Genomic DNA, 26,440 nt, shown 5'->3' with positions numbered 1-26,440 from the left:
CGTAGTTGACGCTGTGCATCAGTGACGCACTAGGGTGCCTGCCGTTCCAGCGCGTTCAGGCGTGATCCACGCCGGAGACAGGCCGGGTCCTGCCGCACGATCGGCCCACGGTCGGCGGCAGGCCCGGCCACCCGTTCACGAAGAGCCGTCCCGCACACGGCCGGCATCGACAGAAAGAGGCCACGGTGCACGCATACCTGGCGTCAGTCGCCTTCCTGTTACGGCACATCAAGGAGTTGCTGACCCCGCACTTCCGGTACGGCACGGGCGATCCTCGGATCACGCGCCTGGAACAGGCTCGGACGGTGGGCGGTCTCGTGATCACCTTCGCGGTCCTGATCGCCTACGAGCAGACCGGCTACGACGCCGTCATGGGCTCACTGGGCAACGTGATGGTCAACGCCGCGATGGCCATGCCGGCCCTGGTGATCGGCATCGTCATCCTGCTCATCACCACCGCCGCACCCGACCGACCGCGCCTCGTGCGGGCCATGCGCCGCCCCGCGCTCACCCTGCTGGCGTGCTTGGCCGCCGGCCTCGCGTTCGACTTCGTCCTGGGCAACTACAAATCCACTCCGGGCAGCGCGATGACCACCATCGTCACCCTCGCCATCATCCTGGCGCTGCTGCTGTACGTCATGCCGGCAATCCTCTGGACCGCCTACTGGAGCTACCGCTACTGGTTCAACGCCGCCGACGGCCACCCTCTCCTGCCCGCCGTGTGCTCGATCGTCTACAGCCTCGGCATCCTCGGCTACCACACCTACCTGCTCGCCGCCGGCAACCTCGAACCCCGCATCCCCGGCCCACTGGCCCTGCTCTTCACCTTCGGCTCACCGCTCGCCGTAATCACCCTGGCCATCCTGGAAATCAACCTCTCCCACCGAACCGGAACCACCCTGCGCACCCTCCCACCGACCCAACCCTGACCCCACAGGCCAGCTCGTGCTCGGTCCGCTCGGCGAGGAAGCCGACGAACTCACCACGTGCATCGGCAGGGCTACCGAAGGATGAGACCTCGGTAGAACATCAGGCACTCGTCCGACCGGTGGAGGCGCCACGCCGCCAGACTGGTCAATCGCTGCTGTGAACCAAGGTCTTGCTGCGGCCGAGCAACGCCAAGACGGCCACAGCGGCAACGGTCATCCACGCCTTGCCGATGATCTGCCCAGGCAGGAATTCGAAGGAACCGAAGGCCATCTTGAGGAAGATCAAGCTGTCCGCCAGCAGGCCGACGATGTTCGAGCCGACCACGGCGACGACGAGTCCGCGCTTCCGCAGCGGTTCGTACACCGCGAAGTCCAGGAGTTCCGCCACGACGAACGCTACGGCCGACGCGGTCGCGAGCGCCGGATCGGCCAAGAGGTAGGACAGAACGGTCCCCACCACGATGGCGCCTAGGACCGCTCTGCGACCAACGCTCTCACGTGCCAGGTCCCGCAGGACCAGGGCCAAGCCGGCGAAGTAGACGGCTGCTGGGGCGAGGAAACCGAACCCGACCGGGACAGCGCCGAAGTGGGTCACGACGAGGTTCGCCAAGGGGATGGTGGCGATGTATGCGACGAGCAGAATCACCCCGCCCGGAGTGATCTTCTTCACGGAATCCTTCTTTCGGAGCGGGCTGACCGGGCGGCTTCGGGACCGCTTTGCATTCGACCCAGCCATGCGTGGGCTTGAGGGTATGCCGTCACCCGGTGATCAGAGCCACCGCGTCGTGACTGTGGATGCTTTCGAGGTTGCGCACCCTCACCTCGTGGGCAAGCCCCCGGGCGCGGCACACGAGCGAGATGTCACGCGCCATGTCCTCGACGAAAACGGGGTGGTCGTAGGCCTGCATCGTGAGCGTGCGCTCATCGACGCGCTTGACCAGTGGCACCACCGGAGCCGACCCGCTGTCGCGGATGATCTCGACCGCGTCCAGCGCCGACAGGGGGTACAGGTGGTCCCCGCTTCCCGTGACCGACAGCGTGACCTTGCTGCGCTGGTTGTGCGCACCGTAGTCGGAGATGCTCTTCGAGCAGGGGCACAGACTCGTGACCTCGGACGTCACTGCCGTGGTCACGCGGCAGGTGCCGTCCTGCCAGGTGCCGGTCACCTCCACGTCGTGGACGGACACGGACTCCAACCCGCTCGTCGGCGCGGATGTCACTTCCGAGATCGGCATGCCGATGACCACCGAAATGCCCGGGGCGTCGAGTTCGGCCGCACCGCTTTTCAGCACCTGGGCCATGTCTCGGGGGTCGAACGCCTGCAAGCGTTCGTGGACGAGGGCGACCATCCGACTCATGTGAGTGCCGCGGCGGTCCGCCTGGAGTTGGACGGTGACCGAAACCTCGGCGATGCTCCGCTGGTTCGTGACGCCGTCGTCGAACACCACCGGATACCGCAATCCGGCGATGCCGACCTGGTCGACCTCGATGCCTCGAGAGTCCACTTCTGCCTGGATGTCGTGCACGTCACCGTCCTCGATAAGTGCACCCGGAAGTGCAGGTCTCCCGGACCGTCACAGCGGACACCTCGGGCAACCGCGGTACCAGGCGGTCCCAGATCCACACGGCCAGGTTTTCGCTCGTGGGGTTCTCCAGCCCTTCGACCTCGTTGAGGTAGTGGTGATCGAGTTGTTCCTCGAGGGGCTTGAACGCCGCTTTCAGGTCACCGAAGTCCATGATCCAACCGGCGCTCGGGTCGACGGGTCCCTCCACGTGCACCGTCACGCGGTAGGAGTGGCCGTGGAGGCGGGCGCACTTGTGCCCCTCCGGCACCTCGGGAAGCCGGTGAGCGGCCTCGAAGGTGAACTCTCGGAAGATCTCCATCAGCGGATTCCCAGGTACTTGTGCGTTTGCAGGGACAGCGACCAACGCGGGTTCTTCATGCAGTACTCCACCGCTGCCTCGGTGTGGCTCTCTCGGTCTTGGTCGTCGAGGGGTTGGAGCCGGAACGAGCGGAAGTCCAGGTGTTCGAACTGGGCAGGATCACCACCCGCCTGGGGGTAGACCAACTTCAACTCGTCACCCGATGTCACTACGAGGTCGGCCCCGATCTTCGGGCTGACGCAGAGCCAATCCACTCCTGCAGGGGGGACGCGGGTGCCGTTCGTCTCCACCGCGACCTCGAACCCTCGGTGGTGGAGGGCAGCGACAGCCGCCGCGTCCAACTGCAGCAGTGGTTCACCCCCTGTGCACACCACGAAGCGATTGTTCTTGGCCTCCGAAGGCCATGCCGCCTCGACCGCGTCAGCGAGCTCGTCCGGCGTGGCGAATCGCCCGCCCCCCGTGCCGTCGGTGCCGACGAAGTCCGTGTCGCAGAACTTGCAGATCGCCCGGTAGCGGTCTTTCTCGAGGCCGGTCCAGAGGTTGCACCGGGAGAAGCGGCAGAACACGGCCGGCCGACCGGCGTGGCTGCCCTCACCCTGAAGGGTGTAGAAGATTTCCTTGATCAGGTAGGTCATGCGTCCACGTTTCGGTACGTCACGGGATCGGTGACCCCTGCCTCGGAGAAGCCCTTGAGCCGCAGCAGACAGGTGTCACACCGACCACATGCCCGTGCCTGTTCGTCGGGGTCGTAACAGCTCGAGGTGATCGAGTAGTCGACTCCGAGGCGGAGGCCCTCGCGGATGATGTCGGCCTTGGACATCTCGATGAGCGGCGAGTGGAGGCGAAGCGGGGTTTCCCCTTCGACGCCGGCCCGGGTGGCGAGGTTGGCCATCGTCTCGTACGCCGCCATGTACTCCGGCCGGCAGTCCGGGTAACCGCTGTAGTCGACAGCGGTCACGCCGGTGAAGATGTCCGTGGCGCCGACCACCTCGGCGTAGGCGAGCGCGAAAGACAGGAAGATCGTGTTGCGCGCCGGCACGTAGGTCACCGGGATGCTGCTCGCGTCGACCTCGTCGAGGTTGTCGTGCTTGGGCACCGAGATGTCCGCCGTGAGCGCTGAGCCGCCGAAGGCTCGGAGGTCGATGTCGATGGTCTTGTGTCCGGCGGTCCCGAGCGCTTGTGCGACTCGTCGAGCCGCCTCCAACTCGACGACGTGGCGCTGCCCGTACCGGAAGCTGAGGGCGTACGGGATGAACCCCTGGTCCTTAGCTATGGCCAGTACCGTCGTCGAGTCGAGACCGCCGCTGAGCAGTACGATCGCCGGTCGTTCCATCGACGTCACCCTTCAATTGGTGGACAGCGGGTCAAGATCATATCTTGTTAACTAGGCTGTAGAGTAAACCGCATCGGAAGCGAGTTAGGGTCCAAGGGAGCCGGCGAGGCGTGAGAAAACTATCCGTGGTAGTGACCTGCACGGACCGTAAGATGCTCGTCCCGCCTCCGGCTCTTCGTGTGGGTTCCCTCCCTATGGGCACGGTGAGCAACCGACTCGCGACATGGACGGACCGGGTCCTCGCCGAGGGGCGCCGCACCCCTCTGAGCGGCCTGTACAAGGGTGAGCACTGGCTCCAGGCGCACGCCGTGGTCGGTGCGGCCGCCCAGGCGGGGTTCGAGGCGGAACTGTGGGTCGTGTCCGCAGGACTGGGCCTGCAACCCACCACCGCCTCGTTCCCGGCGTACGCCGCCACCTTCAGCGCCGGCCACGAAGACACCGTTGCGTCGACGGGCGTCGACCGCCGGTTGTGGTGGAAGGGTCTTCAGGAACGCATCGGCGCGTCGACCCTCGCCCATCTCGGCTCCCGCGGCTCCCTGCTCATGGTGCTGTCCGAGGTCTACGGGAGCGTACTGACGACCGAGTTGCGCGAGCTCGGTCAGTCGGGTGGTGACACGCTCCTCGTCGGCGGCAGCGAGGACATACCCGGTGTGCAGCGGGTACGAGCCAACGGATCGCTTCGCAAAGCGCTTGGCGGTACCCTCACCGGGCTGAACGCGCGGATGGCAGGTTCCTGGCTGGCCCACTGCGAGGACGGTGTGCTGACCTCACCCGCCACGACGGAGTCGTGGACCCGCTGGGTCGAGCGTTCGGCCCACCGCGAGACCTACAACCGCACGCCGATGACGGACGTGGAGGTCAAAGAGTTCATCCGGGCGTCGGCGGCCGAGCATCGTGGCATCTCACGAACCAGGTTGCACCGGTTGCTCAGGGAGAGCGGCAGGGCTTGTGAGCAGAAGAGGTTCGCCAACCTCTACTCGGAGACGATGGGAGAGCGGTGAACCTCAAACGCAGGGCGTTGAAGGTGCACCAGCACCCGACCATCCCCTTGTACATCTTCACCCTCGCTGCCGAGGAAGTCGCGTTGATCTCCGACGTGGCGCGGATCTCCCGGGACGACGCCGGTCGGCTCCTGGGTTATCAGCGCCCTGAGAAGAAGCAGCACGTCAACCAGATCCTCGAGTACCTCGACAGCGACGAGGTACTGTTCCCCAACGGTTTGATCATGGCTCTGCCCGACTCCGTTCGCTTTCGATCCAGTCCAGGACCGTCAGCCACCGACGGCCTGGCCACCAGTGGCACGCTCGAGATCCCGCTTCCCCAGACCGCGGACGAGCCCCGACCGGCGTGGATCGTGGACGGCCAGCAGCGGAGCCTGGCCCTCGCGCGGACCAAGCGGACCCGCCTGCCGGTGACGGTCGCCGGATTCGTCGCCGAGGACATCGCCACCCAACGCGACCAGTTCCTGAGGGTGAACACGGTGTCCCCGCTGCCCGCGAACCTCGTGTCGGAACTGCTGCCCGAGGTGGGCACGACCCTGCCCGCGAAGCTGTCCGCGCGCAAGCTGCCGTCCGCCCTGGTCACGATGCTCAACCAGGATTCCGACTCGCCCTTCCGAGGGCTGATCAAGCGGCCGTCGACCAGCCCGGAACAGCGCGGTACCGCCGTCGTGACTGACAACAGCCTCACCGCTGCGGTCGAGGAGTCCCTCAACTCGTCCGCAGGCATCTTGTTCCTCTACCGCAACCTGTCGAACAGCACGATCGACACGGGCGCGATCCGTAAGATCCTGGTCTCCTACTGGACCGCCGTGCGGCACACCTTCCCCGAAGCCTGGGGGCTGCCGCCGACCAAGAGCAGGCTGATGCACGGTGTCGGGATCAGAGCCATGGGGCGGCTCATGGACAAGATCGTCCCGAACGTGGACCTGGAAGCAGCGGATGTCGTCGAGCAGATGAAGAAGGAACTGACGTTGATCGCGGACCACTGTCACTGGACCAAGGGACGGTGGGGTGAGCTGAACATCGCCTGGAACGAACTCCAGAACACCCCTCGACACATCAGCGTCCTGTCCAACTTCATCATCCGCGTCTACGTGAAGTCGCGGGTGAACGCGTCGTGAAGTTCTACTTCCCGGACAGCCAGGACCTCGTCAGTCCGACGTACGACTTCATCAACGACGAGTACCTGCCCACCAGGGTCCGCCAGCGCGACGACGTGTACGCCCACGAAGTGGTCACACCGTCCCCCTATGACGGCATCCTCGTCAGCAAGGCGATCGTCGACGGCTCGATGAACGGGGCGGGCAAGTACGCCGCACCCCAGCGCGCGAGGCTCTACCGCCTTGGAGTGCGCAAGTTCTTCCGGCTGCCCTCTGACACCGCCAGCCTCGGCGACTGCGGCGCCTTCAACTACGCAGAGGAGGAGTACCCGCCCTACTCGGTCGAAGAGGTTCTCGACTTCTACGACGAATGCGGGTTCGACTCGGGCGTCAGCATCGACCACGTCATCTTCGGGTACGTCCCTGATGCGGGCGAGAACGACGTGGACCGCGCTTGGGCGAAGCGGCGGCACATCTCCCTGGACCTGGCCGAGAAATTCCTCGCCGCCGTGCAGGAACGGGACAGCTTGGTCGAGCCAGTGGGCGCCGCGCAGGGCTGGAGCCCGGCGAGTTATGCAGACAGTGTGGCCCGCCTGCAGGAGATGGGGTACGGCAGGATCGCGCTCGGTGGCATGGTGCCGTTAAAGACTCACGAGATCCTGGCGTGCCTGGAGGCCATCTCGACCATCCTGCGTCCGGACACGCAACTGCACCTGCTCGGTATCACTCGGGTGGAGAGCATGGAGCGCTTTGCCGAGCTCGGCGTCACCAGCTTCGACAGCACGTCGGCGTTCCGGCAGTCGTTCATGGACGACCGGAACAACTACCACACCGCAGACGGTGCTTACACGGCCGTGCGCGTCCCTCAGGTCGACGGCAACCCGGCCCTGAAGCGGGCCATCTTGTCGGGAGCGGTCTCGCAACGCGACGCCATCCTCTCCGAACGGGAGTGCCTGAGCGCTCTGCGGGGCTATGACCAGGGCGTCGTAGACCTTGAGGACGTCATGACGGCCCTGACCGCTTACGAAGCGCTCGTCCTGGGCGACAACCAGGCGAAGAAGAAGAGCTACCTGGTCCAGTACCGCAGGACGCTGGAGGCGCGCCCCTGGAAGTCCTGTCCCTGTGCGTTGTGCAGGGAGCACGGTATCGAGATAGCGATCTTCCGAGGTACGGAGCGGAACAAACGGCGTGGGTTCCACAACCTGGCCGTCCTGGAAGCCAAGATGCGCAAGGTCGCTCCGCGACCTGTTCGCGGCGAGATCGTCCCCTCAACTAGGAGAGAAAGTGGCTGACAGGTACACCCTGCGACTCCCGGCCCTCGAGGTCCGGCAGGGGCGTCGACGGATCTACTGCTTCGCCGTCGACGGCAAGAAGCTGCACAGCTTCGCAGCGGTGTCGCGCATCCGCCGTGACGATGACGAGCAGTTGCAGGGCTACCAGCGTCCGGAGGTGCTCAGCCACATCCGCGGTATCCGCAAGTACCTCGAGTCGGGCGGGGCGATGCTGCCCAACGCGATCGTCGTGGCATTCGACGAGCGCGTGCAGTTCACCCCCTCCTTGATGATCCCCTCGGACACGGTCGACTACTCGGTGCCGGGCGAGCTCGTCATCCCAGTGGACGAGAGCCTGTCCGAGGCCGAGAAACCCGCCTGGCTCGTCGACGGCCAGCAGCGCAGCGCCGCGATCCGCGACGCCGATGTCGCCGAGTTCCCTGTCGCGGTCGTCGGCTTCATCACCGACTCCGAAGCGGAACAGCGTTCGCAGTTCATCCTGGTCAACTCCACGAGGGCGTTGCCCAAGGGGTTGATCCACGAACTGCTGCCGGACACCACCGGCCACCTGCCGGACTCGTACGTGCGCCGACGCCTGCCGGCCCAACTGATGACGCGCTTGAACGGCAAGCGCGAGAGCCCCTTCTTCCGCATCATCGCGTCACCGACTGCTCCCGACGGATACATCAAGGACAACAGCGTCCTGAAGATGGTCGAGCACAGCCTCTTCGAGGGAGCGCTCTACCAGTACCGCAACCCCGTCGACGGCACGGGCGACGTGGATCGGATGCTCACCCACCTGATCGGCTTCTGGTCAGTGGTCCGCGAGGTGTTCCCCGAGGAGTGGAGCAAGCCTCCGCGCAGTTCACGCCTCACCCACGGCGTCGGCATCCAGGCGCTCGGCTTCGTCATGGACACTTTGACCGAAGATGTGCCAGCCGAGGGCGTGAAGACTGTAGAGCTCCGGGACACCCTGGAAAACCTGCGTCCCCACATGGCTTGGACGTCCGGCACTTGGAAATTCGCCGACGGTGAACGACGCTGGAACAACCTGCAGAACACCCCGAACGACGTCCGCCAGTTGACAACGCACCTGTTGAAGTTGCTGCGCAAGCGCACCCGTTGAAGAGGCGACGCTTGTACCACGGCCCGTGCTCCAGGCGTGGGTGGTGCCGACCCGATCGGGGCAACACCACCCACGACGGGTAGCGTCAAGCCGGGTTCACCGAGGCCAAACGTCGCTCCAGGGCCTGGAGGAATCCGGTGACACCACCACCTCGCGGAAGAATCTGATCATCCTTCGGTAGCAGCGCGTCGATCGCCCCCGTAGCCGCATGAGCAGCGTGCTTGGTGTCAACGATCATGTAGTCGGCCCGTTTGACCAACGTGCGCAATGCCTGGCTTGCGACCATGTCGCTGTTGCCCTCCACCGCATTCGGGGTGCACAGCAGTTCGAGCCTCTTGCGAAGCGACTCGGCCACGCGCGGCAGAAGGGAGTAGACGCCGATCACCTGGTTGTCGAGCCGACGCCACACGTCTTCCGCCTCGGCCTCTGCTTGACGAGCCGGTTCCGGTACCGAGAAGCCGACCTGCTCCGCAAGGATGCTCAAGTCGGCACGTTGTCGCCGGGACAGCCGCTGGTAGGACTCCAGCACCTTGCCCAACACCGCGGTGACAACCGCCGTGCGCTGCCCAGGAGCTGGTGAAGGTGCGTCGAGCAGGATGTCCACCAGGGCGAACCCCCAGTCGACGGCCTTCCGTGATGCGATGCGTTCCCAAACCAAACCCGCGTGCTTGAGCACGGCTTCGTAGCTTGACCGTGCGGGTCCTTCGTCCACGAGGCGCTCGAGCAAGGACAGGTAAGCGTTGCGCACCGGACCGCTGAGGTTCTGCTGTTCACTCAGGATCTGGAGCACCACCTCGCAGAACTCCGCGGAGTGCGGATCCCCCGCCGAATGTCCGGCGGTCTGGCACAGCAAGTCGAGCGATGCCCGCACCTGGATTTCGTTCACGCCGGACCACGCGGCGAGGAGCCCATGAGCGACCTGCTGCTTCACGCCAGGCGAGAGCTCGGTGAAGTCGGCCCACTGATCGCGCCGGTCGCGGAGGACGTCCGTACCCGCTGTCCACGGTTCGGAGCCGGCGAGCCTCGTCGTCCACTCGAGCCATCCGCCACACGAAGCGTCTGCCAGGAGTTCGAGTTCGTCCAGGTCTCGAAGCAACCGCCTCCCCGGCAGCAGCAGTCCTTGCGAGACGAACGACCGGACGACCGCGAGCACCTCTCCGGCACGAGAGACGTCGTGACCGTCCAACGTGGCCTGCGCGGCGACATCCGCAGCTCCAGGCTCGGGAGCGTCGAGGAAAAGGGTGACCGCCTTGGAGTACTGCCCCTCGTGGAGCAACGTCGCCAAGTCTCGCAGAGGCGTCGGGGTGGACTGCGGAGCACGGTGGCTCAGGGCGGTCAGGCGGTCGCGCTCGCGCTCGTCGGTGGCCGCGAGGAGGAGTTCGTCCACCCTCTCCACGTCGTTCGTCGCGGTAGCGGCGATGATCGCCACCGCCCGACCTTCTTCGCTTCCAGGCACGCCGACGGAGTTGACGAGCGAACCGAATCGCGCCCCGAGATCGGTTTGCCGGTACACCTGGGCCGCCGTCGATCCATCCGCGCACAACGGGGCCACATCAGTGACCCACAGCATCCGCAGCAGGATTTCGTCGATCGCACGCGGACGCCGGGTTCGGAGCAGTTCGCTCAGGAACGGGAGGCGCCGGAGTTCCACCCAGCGCTCCAACCTGCCGAGCACCTCGATGGTGAGGAACCGGTCGTTCTCGGCGCTCAACCGGCCGGTGAACCTCAGCAACTCCAGACAGCGCTCCGCTTGCCGCGCATCGCGGTTCAGGAGCGCGAGCCTTAAGTCACGGATGAGGTCGACGTGACGTGGCGGAACCGGGCGGTCCTGCACCTCCTTGCCCCTGACCGTGGCTACCGCATCTTCGATCCGGTCGAGCAGCACCTCGGGTGACACCTGCAGTCGTCGAACGTACGACGCCTGGAGCAGTTCCACCTCGCGCAACAAGGCGTCCGCGTGTTCACCCCCGGCCTCCAAACGCATCGGGTCGATCGAAGCAGCCGCCGGCCCCAAGAAAGCCCGGAGCACCTCCGCACCGCGACGCTGTCCTTCGCGATCCTCCGACAGCAGGTAGAAGCCCTGCACCTGGCGCTGCAGCGGCACGACGAGCCATCCGCTGCGCCCCGACCTCCACGTTCGCAACTGGCCATCGACCAGGGTGGCGATACGGGTTCTCAGATGTCGGAACCGCTTCATGTCGCCAACAGCGTCCCTCACGGCATCAGCGACGTTCACAGCACTCCACCGAAACGGCCGTGCGCGTCCATGCGCGCTTGTGCGACGTAATCCGGTTCGGTTCTGAGTTCCACCTGCTCCTCACGGAGGTGGATACCGTTGTAGGTGATGTTCATGCTACCCGCCAAGGCGTAGTCGTCGCTTGTCAGCGCTTTGGTGTGCAACTGATCAGTGGAGTCGACGACCACCTTGAGCCTGCTCTCGACGTGCAGGTCGCCCGAGAGGACTTCGAGCCGATCTCGCAGCGTGCGGTTGTGGTTGTCGGAGGTAGTCGCGACGACCACCTCCGTTCCGGACGTGGCCAGCGTCACCAATACCTCGGCCAAGCGCACACGCCGCCGGCCGAATCGCATGAGTGACGAGTACGCCCCCGTCGTGTTGTCCAACAATTCCACATCGGAGATCCACGGCGATACCAACCAAAGACACTTGGCGGGCGAGGCGAGTTCGGCCGAGAACAACGCGGCCAGGAGATCCAGTGCTTCGCCTGCGCTTTGCGCCTTGGACTTCCGTATGACGCGGTTCACAAAGCCTCCCGAAGCAGCATTCGCACCTCCGCCGTACGCATGGTGGTGCGGCTCCCCACGACAACCGCATAACACAGTAGGGTATCCACCTCGACCGGCACGGTCTGCATTTCGAGGACGACGGAACGCAGGATGGCACGGTCGGACAGACGCGCGCTCAGCACCACCTCGGCCCGGGTGAGCAGCGCACGGTGAACGGCCTCCCGACACGCCTCGTCCCAGTGCGTGACGTCGATGACTGTCGGTGTAAGAGAGACGTGCGCGCGGACGTCAGCCAGCGATACGGCATACCGAGGGCTGAACGGGTTGTACGACAGCGCGGTGTGCGCGTCTTCTCCCCACGGCCAAAGCACATTCGACACCGCACGCGCACGACGCTGGACGCTCACGGAGTCGCCCAAACGCAACACCTCGTCGAGTTCGCCTTCTTCGGCGAGCATTGCGCCCAGCGTTCTAGCGCTCACCTGGACGCCCGACAACCGGGTGGTCTGGTCTCGAAGTTCGAGCCAGGACACGACGTGATCCAGCAGGTCGGCATGCGCGCCGGGACCCACCAGCCGGGTGCTCAACGCCGATCGGGAGGCCGTCCCGAGCACGATGTCATCCGCATGGGCGGCGGCCTCCAAATCCTCGGCAGCCGCCTCGACCGCTCGGTGACCATCCTGCCAAGCCGTGCGGAAGGACTCCAACGACGCGCGGACCGCCTCTGATTCGGAGCGGAGCAGAAGGCTCAACTCCTGGTCCATCGTTTCGGCAGCGGACGGGTTGAGCGCGTCCTCCAATGCACGACCGACGTCCTCAGGCTGCTGCACCAGCGCACGAACGAAGGTCTCCACCTGTCCCGTGCCCCCCGGCGAAGGCTCGGAAATCCAGAAGGTGTCCTCTCGCCCGGGGACGAGGTCGATCATGAGCTGGTCAGGGTCGACGCCAGGGCACTGAGCAGCCAGCGCGGAGAGGAGCAGGTTCGCGGCCGAGAGGGAGTAACGGCGTTGCCACCAACTCCGCCACGCCGGCGAACGCTCACCGGCGCTGATCTCTCGAACGGCGCCGCGCACCGCCGTGATCACGGCCGGATGCGCGAACCAGTCCGGCCACACGGTGTCGGCCACGGCACCCGCGTGGTCCCGATCGTCACCCAGCAGTCCGAGCACACCAGCCGCTTCGGTCAGGTTGTGGCCGATGTCGGGCCCATCGAAGGGAGCGGTGTCCCCGAACCGGCACCCGGCGAGCACCAGCAGCACCACCTCCACGAGCGACGTCCGCTGGAAGTCGCTCATGTCATCGGGCAGAGCGGCTTCCGCCTCCACTATGTGCCGCAGTCGGTGAGCACGCTCCTGAGGAGTGGGCTCGGCAGTGGTCTCGGGCAAGTTCACGACGCCTTCTAGCGCATCGCACTGCACTTCCACCCCGAGGGCCGCGTCCACACTGGAACCGGTTCCGTCGACGAATCGGATCCTCACCCGTCGGGTTCGGGGGTCCTTCATGACACCGCGCGCAGTCCTGGCGTAACGCAGCACGCGGGCACCGCCACCGTGAATGTGCAGGTGGGCGGTCAGCCCGCGCAGCACTTCCCGTGCGCCTCGCCCGAGCTCCACCGGGCTGCCGGCTCCGATGGACGCCACGTGGAACTCCCACTCCGGCCTGACCGACGACGCATCGCGCACGTCCGGATCGACCGATTCGAGCGTCACGGACCTCGGCGAGAAAAGCCTGATCACGCCGTTCTCACCATTGATGATGTCGATCGGTTCGGCCCGGTACACCGCTTCGACGTCCACCCGCATTTCGTCCGAACCTGGTGTGGGCGGAGGCAACGGCACCCAGTGCCGCTTGTTCGCCGCCCAGATCCCGAAGTGTCGGGAGACATTGCCCGGGCTGAACTCCTGCATGGTCTGCAGAGCAGGGAGGTTGTTCACCTCGCGCTGCCCGTTCCTGGTCGGGACCAGCAGTTCGACGTCGGGCACCAGCAGGTCGTCGAAGAGGTTCCCCGGAACGAATTCCCGCAACGGGGTCCGCGTGCGGAGACTCGTCGCGCCGTCGGGCGGCACCTCCCCGTGCCACTGGTCCACCAGTCGGCGGCGCATGGTCGCCACAACCGCGGGCAAGAGGGGACGAGGCGGTTCCCACAGGATTGTGTCGACGATCGACGCGGCGAAATCCCCATCGCCCAGGCCCAACGCCGCCATGAGGTAGTCGCGCAGGCGATCCCTTTCCGGTCCCGGCCGCAGCAATTTGGTCAGGAGCACCGCCATCCGGTCCTGGCGGTCACGCATCTCCTGCTGCCGGGCCGCATTGAGCGGATACAAGGATGCGGCAGGACCCGAGAGGTCCTCCCAGGTAGAACCGCTGGCGGCGTAGGGGAGTTCGCCGGCGAGCCAGTCGAGAAGCGCGTACACGGCCTGTATGCGCAATACGTAGAGATTCTCGACCGGCACGTTCCTCGCCGGCAGCACGGGGTCGAAGAGGGCGTCGTAAGCGTCCCATGCCTGACGATCCCTGCCCCAGTCGCTGAGCACCACGACCGTCCACGGACGGGTGATCTGTTTGCGCCCGGCACGTCCCTTGCGCTGAAGGAACTGCGCCGCATCGTGCGGCGCTTTGTGCTGGAGCACCGCTCCGACCCGGTCGTCGTCGAAGCCGACCTCCAAGGTCGCGGTCGCGACGACCACTTGGGCCTCCGACGACACGCCCCGGTCCTGAGAGCTGGTCCGTCCCAAGCGGAGCTGTCGATCGGCTCCGATTCCGTGTCCCAGCAGTTCGGGCAACCACCACCACTGACCGTCGAAATCGCGGTCGTGCGCGTCTTGCCGCCGGTCGGCCGCTACCCGTACCTGATTCTGTGATCGCAAGTGGGCAAGCGTCAGAGGGCGGTGGCGGTTCTCACGCTGGTTCGGCCACCGCCACCCCTCCGCGTCCAACAGGTCCCAGTAGAGCCTGTTGGTGCTGTCCAGTCGATCCGTGAAGGCGAAGAGCCGCTTGCCGAACACGCCTTCCGAATCCGGTGGTGGTTCGACCGGGTCGCCAGACATCGGGTCCAGGCTACGGGCCAGGACCATCGCCGCCTGGATGCTCGCCGACATCGTGCCCGTCTCGGAGTGCGGGTTGTGGTGCAGCGCCACCAGGTACTCCGCCCCCGTTCCGTCGAGTTCACGGGCATCTGGTCGGACGACTGTCACCGAGGTGGGAGGCAGGTCCACCAACTGGGCGAAGAACTGACCGGCCGAGCGCAGCGTCGCCGACAGTCCGACCCATACGACAGAACGGCGAAGTACGTGCTTGAGCCTCCTGAGGAGGATGGCGGAATGCGCACCTGCGGTGCCCTCGTAGGTGTGCACCTCGTCAAGCAGCACGGCGTCCAGGGTCGCCGGGCGAATGCCGAACGCTTTCAGCTTCGACGGGGCGGCGAGCTGGCGGTTGAGCGATTCCGTCGTCGTGAGCATGAGGTCGGCCGGATTGGTACGGGCCTTACGACGGGTCAATCGGAGAACGCTGCCCTCGACGCGCCAGTCACACGAACGGGAACCGCAGACCAGTACCTCGTGGTCGTCCTCAAGATCCGTCCCGCGCCACAGCAGGTCTGAGCCGCACGACAAGCACACCAGGTATGGGCAGACGAAGTCGTCGCCCTGCTGCCGCCACCCATCGGCCCACCCTTTTCGCACCGTCCAGGCCGATTCGGGGGTGGAGCCGAACCAGGTCGCGAGGCTCAGCGCGGGACCACCTGAGCCGTTCAGCTTCAACACGTACTCCAGCAACGCACGCAACTGGTCCTTCAAGAGTTCGTTGCGCGGGTACAGCGCAAGAGCCCGCGTCCCGAACGATCCGCTTCGCCTGCTGCCGACCAACCACGTGAGCACCGGTAGGTAGAAGGCGAGGGTCTTCCCACTACCCGTACCGGCCGTGACCATCACGCCCGAGGACCGCCGCCTCGTCGCGAGGGCGGAGAGCACGGCCTTCGTCGTTCGCCGCTGGAAACCCGAGACGGTCGGCGGGATGATCCGTTGTGCGGCGAGGATTCCTGTGTCGCCGACGAAGTTCTTGATGTCGTCGAGCACGGCCTGCGACCGGACGTCGCGTCGGGGGTGTTTGCGCGGCCGGTGCAGGAACCGGTAGTCGAGCACCAGAGGGCGCCCCTCGGTGACCGATTGGTACCGGAACGACTGGCGGAGGGTGGCGAGGAGCCGGATCGTCTCCGCGCTGCGAGAGCGGTAGCCCTCCGTGGGCGTTTGCACGACCAGCGCCCGGTCGAGCAACTGCGAAAGCAAGAGTAGGGGATCGCCGTGCTCTGCCAGGAGCGACAGGATCTCCGCTTCGGTCCACTCGGCTCCGACCGCTCCCCAGGAGAGGAGCTCGGCTTCTTTCAACTCGATCGTGGTGAGGGCCTCAAGAAGCTTGTCATCCACGACGTGCTCCCATCGGAGCGCCCGCGACGATCTTGAAGCTGTGTGTCGCCTGATTCTGGACGAGCCAGGCCAAGACCTCCGTCGTCAGCATGTCGAGTGACGCCCCACCTCGGGCAGCGGCAGAGATGAAGTCCTTGACAGCATCAGGCCACAGTCGGTCCACCTCCTCCAGGAGGCGCTCGAGTTCTCGCCGGGCAGCTACCGCCGCAGCGTCCGGCAGGTCTTTCTGAGATCGCGTGAGCCTCCCTAGGGCGTTGTCCATCTGGGCGGCGAGTTCAGCGAGCTCCGGTGACCCGGGGAACGCCGTCATAAGGTTGCGGACGTCCACCGCGCGGTCCGCCAAGAGCCTGGTGTGGTCGCGCCAAGCCTCTCGGATCGCATTGCGCCCCTTGGTCCGGAAGGCTCCCAGAGTACGGACCACCGCAGCGAGCCGCCTGCGGCTCGGTCCCTCCTGCGCAGCCCGAAGCTCCTCCCACAAGACGGCCGGGACGTCGAACCCTGTCAACCACTCGCCGAGGCCCAGTTCAGCAGCCTCTCGGATCCGGGCGAGGTCACGGACCGCTGCATCGACCTCTTCGCCCATCTCGACCAGGCCGTCGTACTCGGTCCGCGTCCTGATCACATCGCTCGCCTTGTCGACCGCTTGCCGGGCATCGGCGATCCAGACAGTCGTCCGGTCAACCACGTGCAGCCCCCGATGAGCCAAACGCCCGGAGGTGGCGATCCACCTGTTCCAACTTGGCACGCACCTCTGACCTCAGTTGTTCCAACTCAGCGGCTCCTGATCCGTTCTCGAGCGCGTTCGCCTTCGTCTCGACCAGGCTTCGCTTGAGCACGTCGATCGCTTCGGCGCCGGCGACGACCGCAGCGGCCCACGGTTGCACCCTCAGCGCTTCATCAGCGTCGGACCGCCCGGCATCGCGCTCCCACTCCGACGGCAAGTCCGCAGGGAGTCCTTCGAGAACGCGCAACGCCCGCTCGAAGGCCGTCCAGCCGTCCTTGGGTCTGAACAAGGAATTCGCGACCGCCCGACGCCCGGTCTCCTCCGCGGCACGGGCCACGGCAGCCGGTCCGTTCCCTTCGAGGCCTGCGGTCAGTCTCCGAACCGCTTCCTCTACCTGGTCCAGGAGTTCGGGAGCGGCTTTCTCGATCTCCCGGAGCAGGTCATGCGCTGATGCGGCCAACCCAGGCATGACATCCCGCAACTCCTCGGCCACTCGCCCCAGGAACGCCGAGGGCGACTCGAGGGCATCGTGCAGTGCAGTCGTCAAGTCGACCGCGTCGATCAGTTGCGGTTTGCCCTTGACCCCCTGCCACACCGCTGCGAATTCGCCGACCAGTTCACCTGTGCGGATGTCGAGCAGTGCATTCTTCGCCGCTGCGCTCGCCGAGGTCCAGGTCGACGCGGCCGCGTTCATAGCAGTTGAAGCTCGTTCCAAAACGACTTCCAGCGTGCGGAACGATACGGGCGGCCCACCGGCGGCCGACTGGGCGATAGCCGTGATACCCACCGCCGCGCGTGCGATGCCCCGACCGCGCACGCGGGACCAGAACGCCGCGCGGACCTCTGCAGCCCACGCCTCGATCCGATGTTCGAAGTACAGCATCAGGTCCGCCGGGTCGTAGCCGCTCGGCCACTGCCATCTTCCCTCTTCGGGCACCCAGTGGCCGTGCTCCGCGAACCAACGCGCGGCGACCATGACGCGCACGTCGTCGTCGTTGCGCTCGAGGTCGAAGCGGATCTTCGACTCGGCAGCCGTGCGCCCGTGGCCGGCCAGGTTGAAGGACATGGGCTTGAACAGGTCGTTCAAGATACGTCGACCTTCACCACCGGCCACGTGGAAGAGGTTCATCTCGAGAGCGAGGCGCGAGGACACCAAGCGGTGCAGGATATTTCGGTACTCGGTCGACTCCGCGTCCGGCAAGTCGCCGTTATTCCGCCACTGGAAGAGTTCGGCAAACGGGTGAGGAAGTTTTTGGCCCACTTGCCCGTGAACGACCTGACTCTGCACCACAGGAACCGCCAACGGCTCCACTTCGACACCTACGACAGGCTTCCGCGCCGATGAACTGTTCAGCGAGAAGGCTTCCGTCACCGTGTCAACCAACGGAGCCTCGTCACCCCAGATGACCAGCGCCCGATACAGGCGATCCGCTTCGGCGCCGGTCTTCTGACCGATCACCGCCTCACGTCCGTGCGAGACCTTGAAGTCGAACTGCTGCTCGGTGTGCGAATGAGGGAAGGTGCCCTGCGCGATGTTCCCATCCGCCTCGATAAGTGTGTTTTCGACAGTTATCTTGATGATCTCCCGAGGAGTCGGATCAGTGCCGCGATTCTTGAGTGACCGCGCCAGCGCGGACTTGTTGAAGGGGTACAGGCCAACCTCGCCCAACCCCTCTACCGCAACACTACCGAATGCTTTGTGACATTCCTCTCGGAATTGACACGGCAATCCGTTGTTACGAGTGTTGCACGCGTTCGGCAACCAACCGTCACGCTCGGCGCCCGCGTCGCGCCATGCGAACTCCACTTCGGCTCGTCCCAGCCGTGCCATGTTCAAGTAGCGGGCCACGAACACTTCGTAATCGCCGACGGCCGAGGATTTGACGGAGAACCGATGCGTAATTCGCGTCTGCACAGTATCCGGCAACTTGCCGTACGGGTCGTTTGTCACAGCGAACACGACTCGCAGCGGAGCCATACCCAGCGCGGGCTGGGTCGCGAACTGGTCGTACAGTTCCCCGTCCACCAGACCGAATTGAGCGAGGTCCTCGAACAGCAGCACCAATTCCTTGTCGTTCGCGTGGAGCATTTGCCTCGAGTTCCGAAACAGGGAATCGAGGGTCTCACCGTTCTGGCTACGCAAACCCAGCGTCTTGGGCAGTGCGTGCCGGAGGGCTTCGTCCAGCACGGACAACGCCATCGTGGGTTCGTGCCGGACGTCGATCCACAACTCCCGCAGCGCCGTGTTATTGGCAAGGGCTCGAGACATGCCCGGTTCCTGCAACGGCAGGTCAGACTCGGCGAACCGGTCTTCTTCATCGCGACGGGAAGTGCTCTGGTAGATCGAACGGGCCACGCGGTCGATCAGTCCGTCGGCACGCAGCAGAGTGCGATTGACCTGAGGTAGGGCCAACAGGTCCGCCAAACCGCCACGGCGCTTGCCCTGACCGTCGTCCTCACCCAGGAGACTGTTCCGGTCCTCCCGAGCGGCCTGGTCCGCCAGTGTCTCGCCCGGTCGAGCGGGCCGCGGTTCGAGCGACCAAGTCAACGCGAAGCGGATCTCCTCGAGCAGTCGGTCCTTGAACTGCACTTCCGAAGTGCTGGCAATCGCGGCATCGATGCGGGCCTCCAACTCCGCGCCGCCCTCGCCAGGCAAACCGGCGACGATGCTCCTGAGCAGCTGGCGAATGGTTTGGACAGCCCTGGGCACGTACAAGACGTGGTAGCGGTCGTCGTCGGGGTCGAGGTGTGCGTTGACCCACCGGACGACGTGGCTCTTGCCCGCTCCCGATTCACCGGTCACGGCGATGAGGCTGTTTCGGTGCGGGTCGCCTACACCCGATAGCAGGGCATCGAGTACTTGACGCTCACCGCTACCGCCACCCAGGATCTCCTCCCCCACGGAGTGCTCCAACCGCATCGGGTTGTGGGCGGCGAGGAACAAGGCGTCCGCGTCGCCCGGCAACGACCCGACGTCCCAGTAGACGGTCTCCCTGACCTTGGACGTGGACCAGCAGCGGAACTTCTTCATCGAGTCGGTCACCCCGTTACCTCCAGGACACGGATGTGGCCGACCCTCTTCTCCTTACCCAAACGGAAGAAGGCCGCTCCCATCGCGTCTGCCGACGACACGAGCTCGACCCGTTTCTCCAGTTCCAGCTTGCGGAGCGCGAGCGCCACCGCGCCCGGGACACCGGACGTCGACTTGCTTCCCTCCGGCAGATCCTCCACCAACCGGTGGTCCCCAAGAACCGGGATCTGCGCGTATAGCTGCCGCAGCCACTCATCCGCCGGGAGGAGAACGGGCATCGTGGCCAGCACATCCCTGATAGCCCTGGACGGGTCGATCATCACCACACCCTTGCTGCGTCCTGCCCCAGTCGCGGTCTGGTTCCCCAGACCCAGGGCTGAGACCCAGCGCACCACTGCTGCCCACTGCTCCTTCGTGTCCACGGCCGATTTCATCCCGCCCTCCGTGAAGCGCTTTTCCGTGCCTTCACCCCAAGCGGTGGACCAGCCTCGCAGAGGATCGCGTTGGAGGAGCCAGGTCAGCGCCCGCGCAAGATCGGAAGGCTGCTCACGAGCCTCGACGGCACTCCTGGCACGCTCTCCGAGCAGTCGGAGCACCAACGCGTAGAACCGCCGGGTTCCGAACTCGCCATCGGCTTGCTCGACAACGCCTCGAACCGAGTCGTGCAGTGACCAACTCCGCCGCCGGCCCCCATCGACGCGCACCTCGAAGAGGCCGAGGTGCTCGCCTACCGGCAAAGCCGCCTTGAGCGCGGCTCCCGCGTCCTCTTTCTCCGTTATCGCGAAGGGAGCCAAGACGCTTCCGAGAGCCTGTTCAGTCACCGCTTCCGAACACGTGGCAAGGTATTTCGCGACGACGAGCAGTCCGGGCGCGCTCGCGCTGACAAAATGCTTCAGGTAGTTCATGGCCTGCTCCCGAGGACTTGCAGAGCGATGTGCGCGTCAAGCGCCCGTAGATCTTGTTCTACCCGATCGCCACCCAACGTCGCATCGCGAGGGGTGAGCAGCACGTCGAAGGCAGAGGGGGCGTGCTGTCGATGGGCAGCCCGCTTCCGGGGATTTCGCCACGTTTGCGGCACGTGCACACCTCGCGGGTAGACGACGAACGACGAATGAGGAGTCAACTCCGTCGGCACGATCGGCGAGTCGTCCCGAAAGTACCAGTCGCCGTACCGCGGCGTCCGAGCCAGCGGTCCTGCGACGTGGCGAACTCCTCGCCGGAGCAGTTCCTCGGCGAGGAGGGGTGCGACTTCGTCGATGTCGTCGCTCACCAGCAGGATCAAGCCGTCGCGAGTTCCCACGACAGCGGCCAGATCATCCAGGCGGGCACCTTCCGAGCCAGGCACGGGCCACACCTGTCGCGGCCAAGGAGGCGGATCGTCGGGAGGCGTCACGCCGTCGCGCCTGCAGGTCGGGCAACGGCCGCAGGGTGTCAACGGTCGCACGTATTCCGCCGCGGGCCCGAACAGTTCATAGACCACTCCGTCGGGAGCGTACGCGTCGGCAATAGTTTCACACACGTCGACAGAGCAGTTCGACAGTGACAGGATGACTTCGAACGCCCGGTCGGAGCGCTTCCCTTCCGCCTTCTGCCACGGCAGCCACTTTTCTTCCCAGAAATCATCGGACTCAAGGTCGACCGCCTGCGGCAACACAGGGATCCATTCCTGCCGGTTCCCCACCTCCTTGTCGAACACTTCGATCAGATCTTCGAAGTCGAACTGATCACGCTTCAAGGCGCCCAGTTCTACGAGCCCTTGGACGAGTTGGGCATGCCAGCGCCGGTTGTATGTCCCGACCTTACTCGCCCCTGAACTCCCTTCCAGATCGACGAAGTACTTGCTATTGGATTCCTTATGATGCCCCCACAGATCCTTCCACCTCGATTTGGCGGTCGTCGGCCTGAGCACTTTTGTGCGCAGCGACGCTGCTTCATCCCGGTCCTCAGGAGCGGTCAGCAGAAACGCGCCCGAGACATCACCGTCGCGACCACCTCGTCCCACCTCCTGATACCAGCGATCCGTGGTTTCGGGCAGGCAGGCGTGGATGACAGTACGTACGTGCGCGTAGTCGATCCCCAACCCGAACGCCGAAGTCGCGACGACCAGGTCGAGGGCCGGTGGATCGTCCCCGGCATTCCGGAGTCGGGTTAGCACCCGAGAACGCTCCTCCACGGTCGTGCGACTTGTCACCACGGCGAGCCTGCGGTACCCGACCGAGGTCAGGGTGTCGGCCCACTTCTCGGCCGTGTCGGGTGAGGTGACGTAGAGAATCGCGGGACGCGGCAGGTGCGCGAGCGCATCGAGTACCCGTTGCCGGCGTTGCACTCCGTCGGGTGCTTCCGAGATCCACAATTCGGGCTCGGCTCGCAGGGCGTTGGCGGCAACGAGGGTGCACGGTCCCGGAGCGCCGAACAGGTCGTGCAGGTCCTTCAACTCGTGAGCTCCCAAAGTCGCGCTGAGGAGCAGGGTGGTTGGCACAGGATCACCACTGCTCTCCGCGTGTTCGATGAGGACTCGCCGCAGATCGACCAGACTCCTGAACTCCGGTCGGAAGTCGCGCCCCCACTGGGTGACGAGGTGGGCTTCGTCGATGACAAGTCCCCCCAGGAGTCCCGACTTGGCGCAGTCCTCCAGCAGCGCCCGCAAACTACGCGTCATCGACTCAGGCGAGGTGACGAGAATCCGCTGCGTACCGTCCTCCACCTGGGTGCGGATCCGCTGCCGCAGTTCCTCGTCGGTCTCGCTGGTCCAGGCGAATCTCAACCCCGCCTTGTCCACGCGACGGTTGCCGCGCGAGAAGTGTTCCTGGAAGCGGCGCTCGAAGTCATAAGCCAAGGCGGTGGTCGGCACGATGATCAACGTGACCCCCGGCCGATGGCGGTCGGCCAGGCACAACGCGATCTCTGTCTTGCCGGACCCTGTCGGGAGCATGGCGATGACGGTGCTTCCCTGCGGAACCGAAACGACTGCCCGGCAAGCAGCACGCTGCCCGGGAGTCCGGTAGTGGGCGTGACCGGTGAGTCGGTGGAAGAAGGGGTCGGCAGTTAAGGCGTCCTCGCGGAACCTGCGCCCCACCGAGGTACCCGCGGCAGCGGCGCCGTCAGGCAGCCCAACCTCCTCCAGCCAACCGGGCTGCCACGCGGCGGCAGACCACACGTTGACCGAGGGTTCGCGGAGATGAACCCTGGCCGCCACGCGGCGGAGCCGAACCGACAGGTGCGGTGCTGTCACGACTCTTGCGCTGCCACCCATCTCGATGCTCCGGCGCCGCACCAACTGCCTGAACAGGACGGCGGCTTCCAGATCACTCGCCCCAGCGTCGAGACAAGTCGAAGCGAGACGTGCGTGGAGGTCGTCCTCGAAACGGGTCGCTTCCGGTTCTTCCACCGAGAGGAAGCGCGTCATGCGTGCGTCCTCGTCAATCGGCATCGCGGTGGTGCTCACGACTGCGGCCACAGCACGATTGCCCCACAAGCGATCATGGCCACAGCGGGCGACCGAACGCCCCGCACCAGCGCCTCGCCCAACGCGGCTTCCCGGTCGTAGTCTGCCTGCGCACCGGCACGCTCTTCTTCCGACTGCAGTCTCAACGCCCTGGCACGGAGCACGGAGAGCCGGCGGGCGACCTCCTCTTCGACCCGGACTGCCGCATCAGCCGGGACAGCGGTCATCTCAGGAAGGGCGCGGACCGCGGACCACGCCGCTTCACCGCTGAGGCGGCAGAGTTCCTCCCAGTCGGGAAAGGCTTCGTGGACGTTGTTCCACTCACGTCCACGAAGCACCCGGTCAACCTTGTCGTCGAACGGGCGCTCCAGCACCTCCGCCATCTCCGGGTTGGTGGAACCGTTCGGATCGCTCCACGTGCGCACCAGGGTCGGCGGCAGGGCAGCATCACCCTGTCTACGCAAGCGATCAGAGGCAGGCCCGTCTAAACCGCTCAGGTGGATGTCGTCGTACTCGACGAGGAAGTCGCACGCCAACCACAACGACGGCACCTTCACCCCCAGGTGCGGGCGCACCACGGCTCGCACCCGGCCACGTTCGTCCGAGCGGAGATGGTGCCCGATCCAATCCACCAACCGGTCCCCGAGCCTGAGCAGGGCGACGCCCTGTCGAGCGGTTGCCACCCGACGAGAGTAGGTCCTCGGAACGCTCAGGAGCGGGGTCACCTCCTGCGCCAGCGGGGCAGGGAGACCCACCACCCTCTCACCAGAGGGCTTGGCGAAGCGAACCACCCCCGTGTTCGGGTCCTCCTCAGGCATCAAGCCGATCCCACCTCGCAGCGAGGTGAGCTTCCGGAAAGCGTCCCGCAGCGGCTCGGGGTCGTCCTCGGCTGCCCTCAGAGCGGCCATGCTCGCGTCATCGAAGTGAGGGGCGCCCGCCACGGACTCGAGTTCCTCAAGGAGGTCGACCTCGACACGCTCGTAGTCGAGTTCCGCCCTGAGAGTGGGCAGGTCCAGTTCGAAAGCGGCCGAACCCCGTGACTGCAGTTCCCCGATCAAGTGCCGCTGAACTTCGTCCAACTTGCGCTGCAGCGTCGCCACCGAGGTTTCGAAGATTCCGACCCCCACGTCGAGCAGTCGGACGTACGCCGAGACCCACGGGCTCGAAGGCTCTGTGATGACGACGATCTCGCGGGGTTCGGTGTGGCGGCGGGCGAACCGGTCCACCCGGCCGATCCGCTGTTCCAGACGGTTCATGTCCAACGGAAGGTCGAGGTTCACGAGCACGTCGGCGTCCTGCAGGTTGCGACCTTCCTCAAGAGAGTGGTCACCCACGAGGACGCGTCCATCGACTTTCTGCAGGAACCTCGACACGTCGTCTTCCAGCCCCGGGTCGTCCGCCGTGCTCACCAGGTGCCCCGTCACCCGACCCGGCCACCGCTCCGCAGCCGCTTCGAAGAACTCCTGCGCATCCTTCGACGACGTCCCGATCACGACCACCCTGAGGTCGCGCGCGAGGCGCTCCTCGACGATTTCAAGCATGGCGTCGAGCCGGACGCCGGTGTTCACCCAGCCGAGCCGGGCGATCACGTCTTCGATCAGTGCCCGGTCGTCCGGCGGCACGGCCAGTCGGTGACCGGCATCCAAGCCGAGTCGTTCCTTCAAGTGCCGAACCAGTCCCCGCGGACCGCTCATGACGTGGAACACAGTCTGAGCGAAGACGGTGGCCTCCTGCCCCCGCTCCACGAGCTGCTCGCGATAGCGCTCGAGGAACTCGTCGATGAACGGCCGTGCCGGATCTTCAACCGGTACGAACACAGGGGCTCGACCAGCGACCGGGTACTCCCCGGTCAGCGCGCTGTTCCTCCGGTGGCGAATCATCCTCCGACTGATCCGGTACGTCTCCTGGACGTACTCGGTCAGCACCTTCCAACACTGGTCGGTGAAATTGTGCGACCTTTTGCAGAGCCCTACGAGCTCAATGATCATGGGGTCATCGCCATGCGAACTCAGAAGTTCATCCAGCACGCTCTCGCGACGTCGCATGCTTGCCCGACTGGAGGTAAGCACCTGCAGGTTCGATGCTTCACGCTCGCGCTGGCGCATCCGGTGCTCGAAGGATTCAATCGACCCGATCGGGAAGGCCGCCGGATCCACCACGTGCAGCAACTTCAGCAACGTGTTCGTTTCGCCGCGCATGGGTGTGGCGGACAACAGCAGAAGTCCCTTCGCGCGGATCAGTTCCCGCTGCAGGGGGCTACCTTCGTGGATGTGCCTCATCAGGCGGTGGGCTTCGTCGACCACGACGACGCCGTACCGCTGGAGACCATCGGTCCGCACCAGTTCCTCGTGGCTGATGAGCGTCACGCGTCCCTGTTCGATCTCCTCGCCGAGCATCAATCGATCGGTGAGTTCTTCCTCCCACTGCCGGAGCAGCCACGAGGGCACCGCTACGAGTGCGCTGGCCCTGCCGTCATCGAGGAGCAACTGGCGAAGCACGAGTCCCGCCTCGATGGTTTTGCCGAGCCCGACCTCGTCGGCGAGCAGGTACCGCATCACGGGATCCGCGAGAACCCTCGCCACCGTGTCCAACTGGTGGTGGTACAACTCAACGGGTGCCGACAGGGCCGCGGTGAAGCCGCGGGACGTACTGCGCTGTCGGATCAACTCGTCGAGGAATGCGCGTCGCGCCTCGTAGTACTCCGGGGAGTCGCAGAAGCCCGAAGCTACCGCCGTGAGCGGGTCGCTGAGCGGCCGGTCCCACCTCACCACCATGTTGTCACCAGGCACCCTGACGACCTGGGCCATCCCCGAGATGCGGAGGTGGTAGTCGTTGAAGCTCCCGGTTCCGGAGACCTCTGCAGCGTGCCAACCGTATGGGGTGCCGGCCACCCACACCCGTGTTCCGACGGGAACGCGGCGGTACTCCAGGCTGCTGTGAGGCACGACTTCCCGGCGTCCGATCCGACCCGGGATGTCCACGTATTCGATCACCGCGCCATCCGGGCGGCGCTCGCGGTAGACGGCAAAACCAAGATCGCCACCTCGGACCCGCACCCACTGGCCGACGTTCTCACTGCCTTGAGTAGGCCTATTCAGCAATTCGCACGCTCGCACTGTCATTGACCATCGTGGCCATGCTAACGGGTTTCCTACGGGCGAGGCAGTTCTTTCGCCGCAGTCTGGTCGAACTCGTCTTCGCAAAGGACCGCTTCCCCGTTACATCTTGGTGCGGCCGCACGGCGCGATACAGCCGCAGCCCGATCCCTTGCCCACTACCCACAGCGTCGGCCACCTGCCCACAGACTTGCGTCGCGTCGGTCGCCTGCATGTCAGTGCAACTGCCCAAAGGGCTCCGGCACGCTTGCGTTCCGGTCAATAGACGACCGATGCATCGAGGAGGTCGGTCCGGTCGCGGGACTCGCATGATC

The 26,440-nt window shown here is 65.5% G+C and carries 18 protein-coding genes; 5 read left to right on the top strand and 13 right to left on the bottom strand.

Annotated elements, in window-relative coordinates; genetic code table 11:
- Positions 1 to 185 precede the first annotated feature (185 nt).
- Positions 186 to 929, top strand: a complete 744-nt coding sequence (locus ABTZ99_RS23805) for a hypothetical protein (RefSeq protein WP_499614029.1) — start codon at positions 186 to 188, stop codon at positions 927 to 929.
- Between the two features lie 145 nt (positions 930 to 1,074).
- Here ABTZ99_RS23805 and ABTZ99_RS23800 read toward each other — a convergent pair whose 3' ends face one another.
- From ABTZ99_RS23800 to queC, 5 genes are all read right to left on the bottom strand, one after another.
- Positions 1,075 to 1,599, bottom strand: a complete 525-nt coding sequence (locus ABTZ99_RS23800) for a VUT family protein (RefSeq protein ID WP_499614027.1) — start codon at positions 1,597 to 1,599, stop codon at positions 1,075 to 1,077.
- An 88-nt stretch (positions 1,600 to 1,687) separates the two neighbouring features.
- The gene (locus ABTZ99_RS23795; protein ID WP_499614024.1) at positions 1,688 to 2,455 is read right to left on the bottom strand and encodes a GTP cyclohydrolase I FolE2; all 768 of its coding nucleotides are present in this window, start codon (positions 2,453 to 2,455) and stop codon (positions 1,688 to 1,690) included.
- Position 2,456: 1 nt separating this feature from the next.
- Positions 2,457 to 2,813, bottom strand: coding sequence for a 6-carboxytetrahydropterin synthase QueD (queD, locus tag ABTZ99_RS23790; protein WP_499614022.1), 357 nt, complete (start codon positions 2,811 to 2,813; stop codon positions 2,457 to 2,459).
- A complete protein-coding gene (queE, locus tag ABTZ99_RS23785) occupies positions 2,813 to 3,448 on the bottom strand; it encodes a 7-carboxy-7-deazaguanine synthase (protein WP_499614019.1) in 636 nt (211 codons plus the stop codon). The genes queD and queE overlap by 1 nt, the downstream gene beginning before the upstream one ends.
- Positions 3,445 to 4,146, bottom strand: a complete 702-nt coding sequence (gene queC, locus ABTZ99_RS23780) for a 7-cyano-7-deazaguanine synthase QueC (RefSeq protein ID WP_499614016.1) — start codon at positions 4,144 to 4,146, stop codon at positions 3,445 to 3,447. The genes queE and queC overlap by 4 nt, the downstream gene beginning before the upstream one ends.
- A gap of 203 nt (positions 4,147 to 4,349) precedes the next feature.
- On the opposite strand from queC, the gene ABTZ99_RS23775 reads away from it, so the two are divergent.
- From ABTZ99_RS23775 to dbpB (ABTZ99_RS23760), 4 genes are read left to right on the top strand one after another with little or no spacing between them, the layout of a single operon-like run.
- Positions 4,350 to 5,147 carry a hypothetical protein gene (locus ABTZ99_RS23775; RefSeq protein ID WP_499614013.1) on the top strand — a complete coding sequence of 266 codons (798 nt, stop codon included), beginning with the start codon at positions 4,350 to 4,352 and terminating at the stop codon, positions 5,145 to 5,147.
- Complete coding sequence (dbpB, locus tag ABTZ99_RS23770; RefSeq protein ID WP_499614011.1) at positions 5,144 to 6,268, top strand: DGQHR domain-containing protein DpdB; 1,125 nt, start codon at positions 5,144 to 5,146, stop codon at positions 6,266 to 6,268. The genes ABTZ99_RS23775 and dbpB (ABTZ99_RS23770) overlap by 4 nt, the downstream gene beginning before the upstream one ends.
- The gene (gene dpdA, locus ABTZ99_RS23765; protein ID WP_499614008.1) at positions 6,265 to 7,539 is read left to right on the top strand and encodes a tRNA-guanine transglycosylase DpdA; all 1,275 of its coding nucleotides are present in this window, start codon (positions 6,265 to 6,267) and stop codon (positions 7,537 to 7,539) included. Before dbpB (ABTZ99_RS23770) ends, dpdA begins: the two co-directional genes overlap by 4 nt.
- Positions 7,532 to 8,644, top strand: a complete 1,113-nt coding sequence (gene dbpB, locus ABTZ99_RS23760) for a DGQHR domain-containing protein DpdB (protein ID WP_499614006.1) — start codon at positions 7,532 to 7,534, stop codon at positions 8,642 to 8,644. The genes dpdA and dbpB (ABTZ99_RS23760) overlap by 8 nt, the downstream gene beginning before the upstream one ends.
- Positions 8,645 to 8,729: 85 nt before the next feature.
- Here the strand turns inward: dbpB (ABTZ99_RS23760) and dpdD are convergent, their stop codons facing one another.
- From dpdD to dpdE, 8 genes are read right to left on the bottom strand one after another with little or no spacing between them, the layout of a single operon-like run.
- The gene (gene dpdD, locus ABTZ99_RS23755) at positions 8,730 to 10,880 is read right to left on the bottom strand and encodes a protein DpdD (protein ID WP_499614003.1); all 2,151 of its coding nucleotides are present in this window, start codon (positions 10,878 to 10,880) and stop codon (positions 8,730 to 8,732) included.
- Positions 10,877 to 11,407 carry a phospholipase D-like domain-containing protein DpdK gene (dpdK, locus tag ABTZ99_RS23750; protein ID WP_499614000.1) on the bottom strand — a complete coding sequence of 177 codons (531 nt, stop codon included), beginning with the start codon at positions 11,405 to 11,407 and terminating at the stop codon, positions 10,877 to 10,879. Before dpdK ends, dpdD begins: the two co-directional genes overlap by 4 nt.
- Positions 11,404 to 15,810, bottom strand: a complete 4,407-nt coding sequence (gene dpdJ / locus ABTZ99_RS23745) for a protein DpdJ (protein ID WP_499613997.1) — start codon at positions 15,808 to 15,810, stop codon at positions 11,404 to 11,406. The genes dpdK and dpdJ overlap by 4 nt, the downstream gene beginning before the upstream one ends.
- The gene (locus tag ABTZ99_RS23740) at positions 15,803 to 16,495 is read right to left on the bottom strand and encodes a hypothetical protein (RefSeq protein ID WP_499613994.1); all 693 of its coding nucleotides are present in this window, start codon (positions 16,493 to 16,495) and stop codon (positions 15,803 to 15,805) included. Before ABTZ99_RS23740 ends, dpdJ begins: the two co-directional genes overlap by 8 nt.
- Positions 16,488 to 19,577, bottom strand: coding sequence for an AAA family ATPase (locus tag ABTZ99_RS23735; protein WP_499613991.1), 3,090 nt, complete (start codon positions 19,575 to 19,577; stop codon positions 16,488 to 16,490). Before ABTZ99_RS23735 ends, ABTZ99_RS23740 begins: the two co-directional genes overlap by 8 nt.
- Entirely contained in the window at positions 19,574 to 20,470 is an 897-nt protein-coding gene (gene dpdG, locus ABTZ99_RS23730; protein ID WP_499613988.1) for a protein DpdG, read from the bottom strand. Before dpdG ends, ABTZ99_RS23735 begins: the two co-directional genes overlap by 4 nt.
- Positions 20,467 to 23,010: a protein DpdF gene (gene dpdF / locus ABTZ99_RS23725; RefSeq protein WP_499613985.1), complete on the bottom strand. Its 2,544-nt coding sequence runs from the start codon at positions 23,008 to 23,010 to the stop codon at positions 20,467 to 20,469. Before dpdF ends, dpdG begins: the two co-directional genes overlap by 4 nt.
- A complete protein-coding gene (gene dpdE / locus ABTZ99_RS23720; RefSeq protein WP_499613982.1) occupies positions 23,007 to 26,132 on the bottom strand; it encodes a protein DpdE in 3,126 nt (1,041 codons plus the stop codon). Before dpdE ends, dpdF begins: the two co-directional genes overlap by 4 nt.
- Between the last annotated feature and the right edge of the window lie 308 nt (positions 26,133 to 26,440).

The sequence above is a fragment of the Actinosynnema sp. NPDC002837 genome (genome assembly GCF_040295345.1).
In the GTDB taxonomy this organism is placed as follows: Bacteria; Actinomycetota; Actinomycetes; order Mycobacteriales; family Pseudonocardiaceae; genus Actinosynnema.
Note: the sequence above shows the minus strand (reverse complement) of the source record. Positions and strands in the feature narration are given on the sequence as shown.

Excerpts from the sequence above, each read along its gene's own strand:
- queE (WP_499614019.1), bottom strand. The coding sequence starts at position 3,448 with ATGACCTACCTGATCAAGGAAATCTTCTACACCCTTCAGGGTGAGGGC.
- dpdG (WP_499613988.1), bottom strand. The coding sequence starts at position 20,470 with ATGAACTACCTGAAGCATTTTGTCAGCGCGAGCGCGCCCGGACTGCTC.
- queC (WP_499614016.1), bottom strand. The coding sequence starts at position 4,146 with ATGGAACGACCGGCGATCGTACTGCTCAGCGGCGGTCTCGACTCGACG.
- queD (WP_499614022.1), bottom strand. The coding sequence starts at position 2,813 with ATGGAGATCTTCCGAGAGTTCACCTTCGAGGCCGCTCACCGGCTTCCC.
- dpdE (WP_499613982.1), bottom strand. The coding sequence starts at position 26,132 with ATGACAGTGCGAGCGTGCGAATTGCTGAATAGGCCTACTCAAGGCAGT.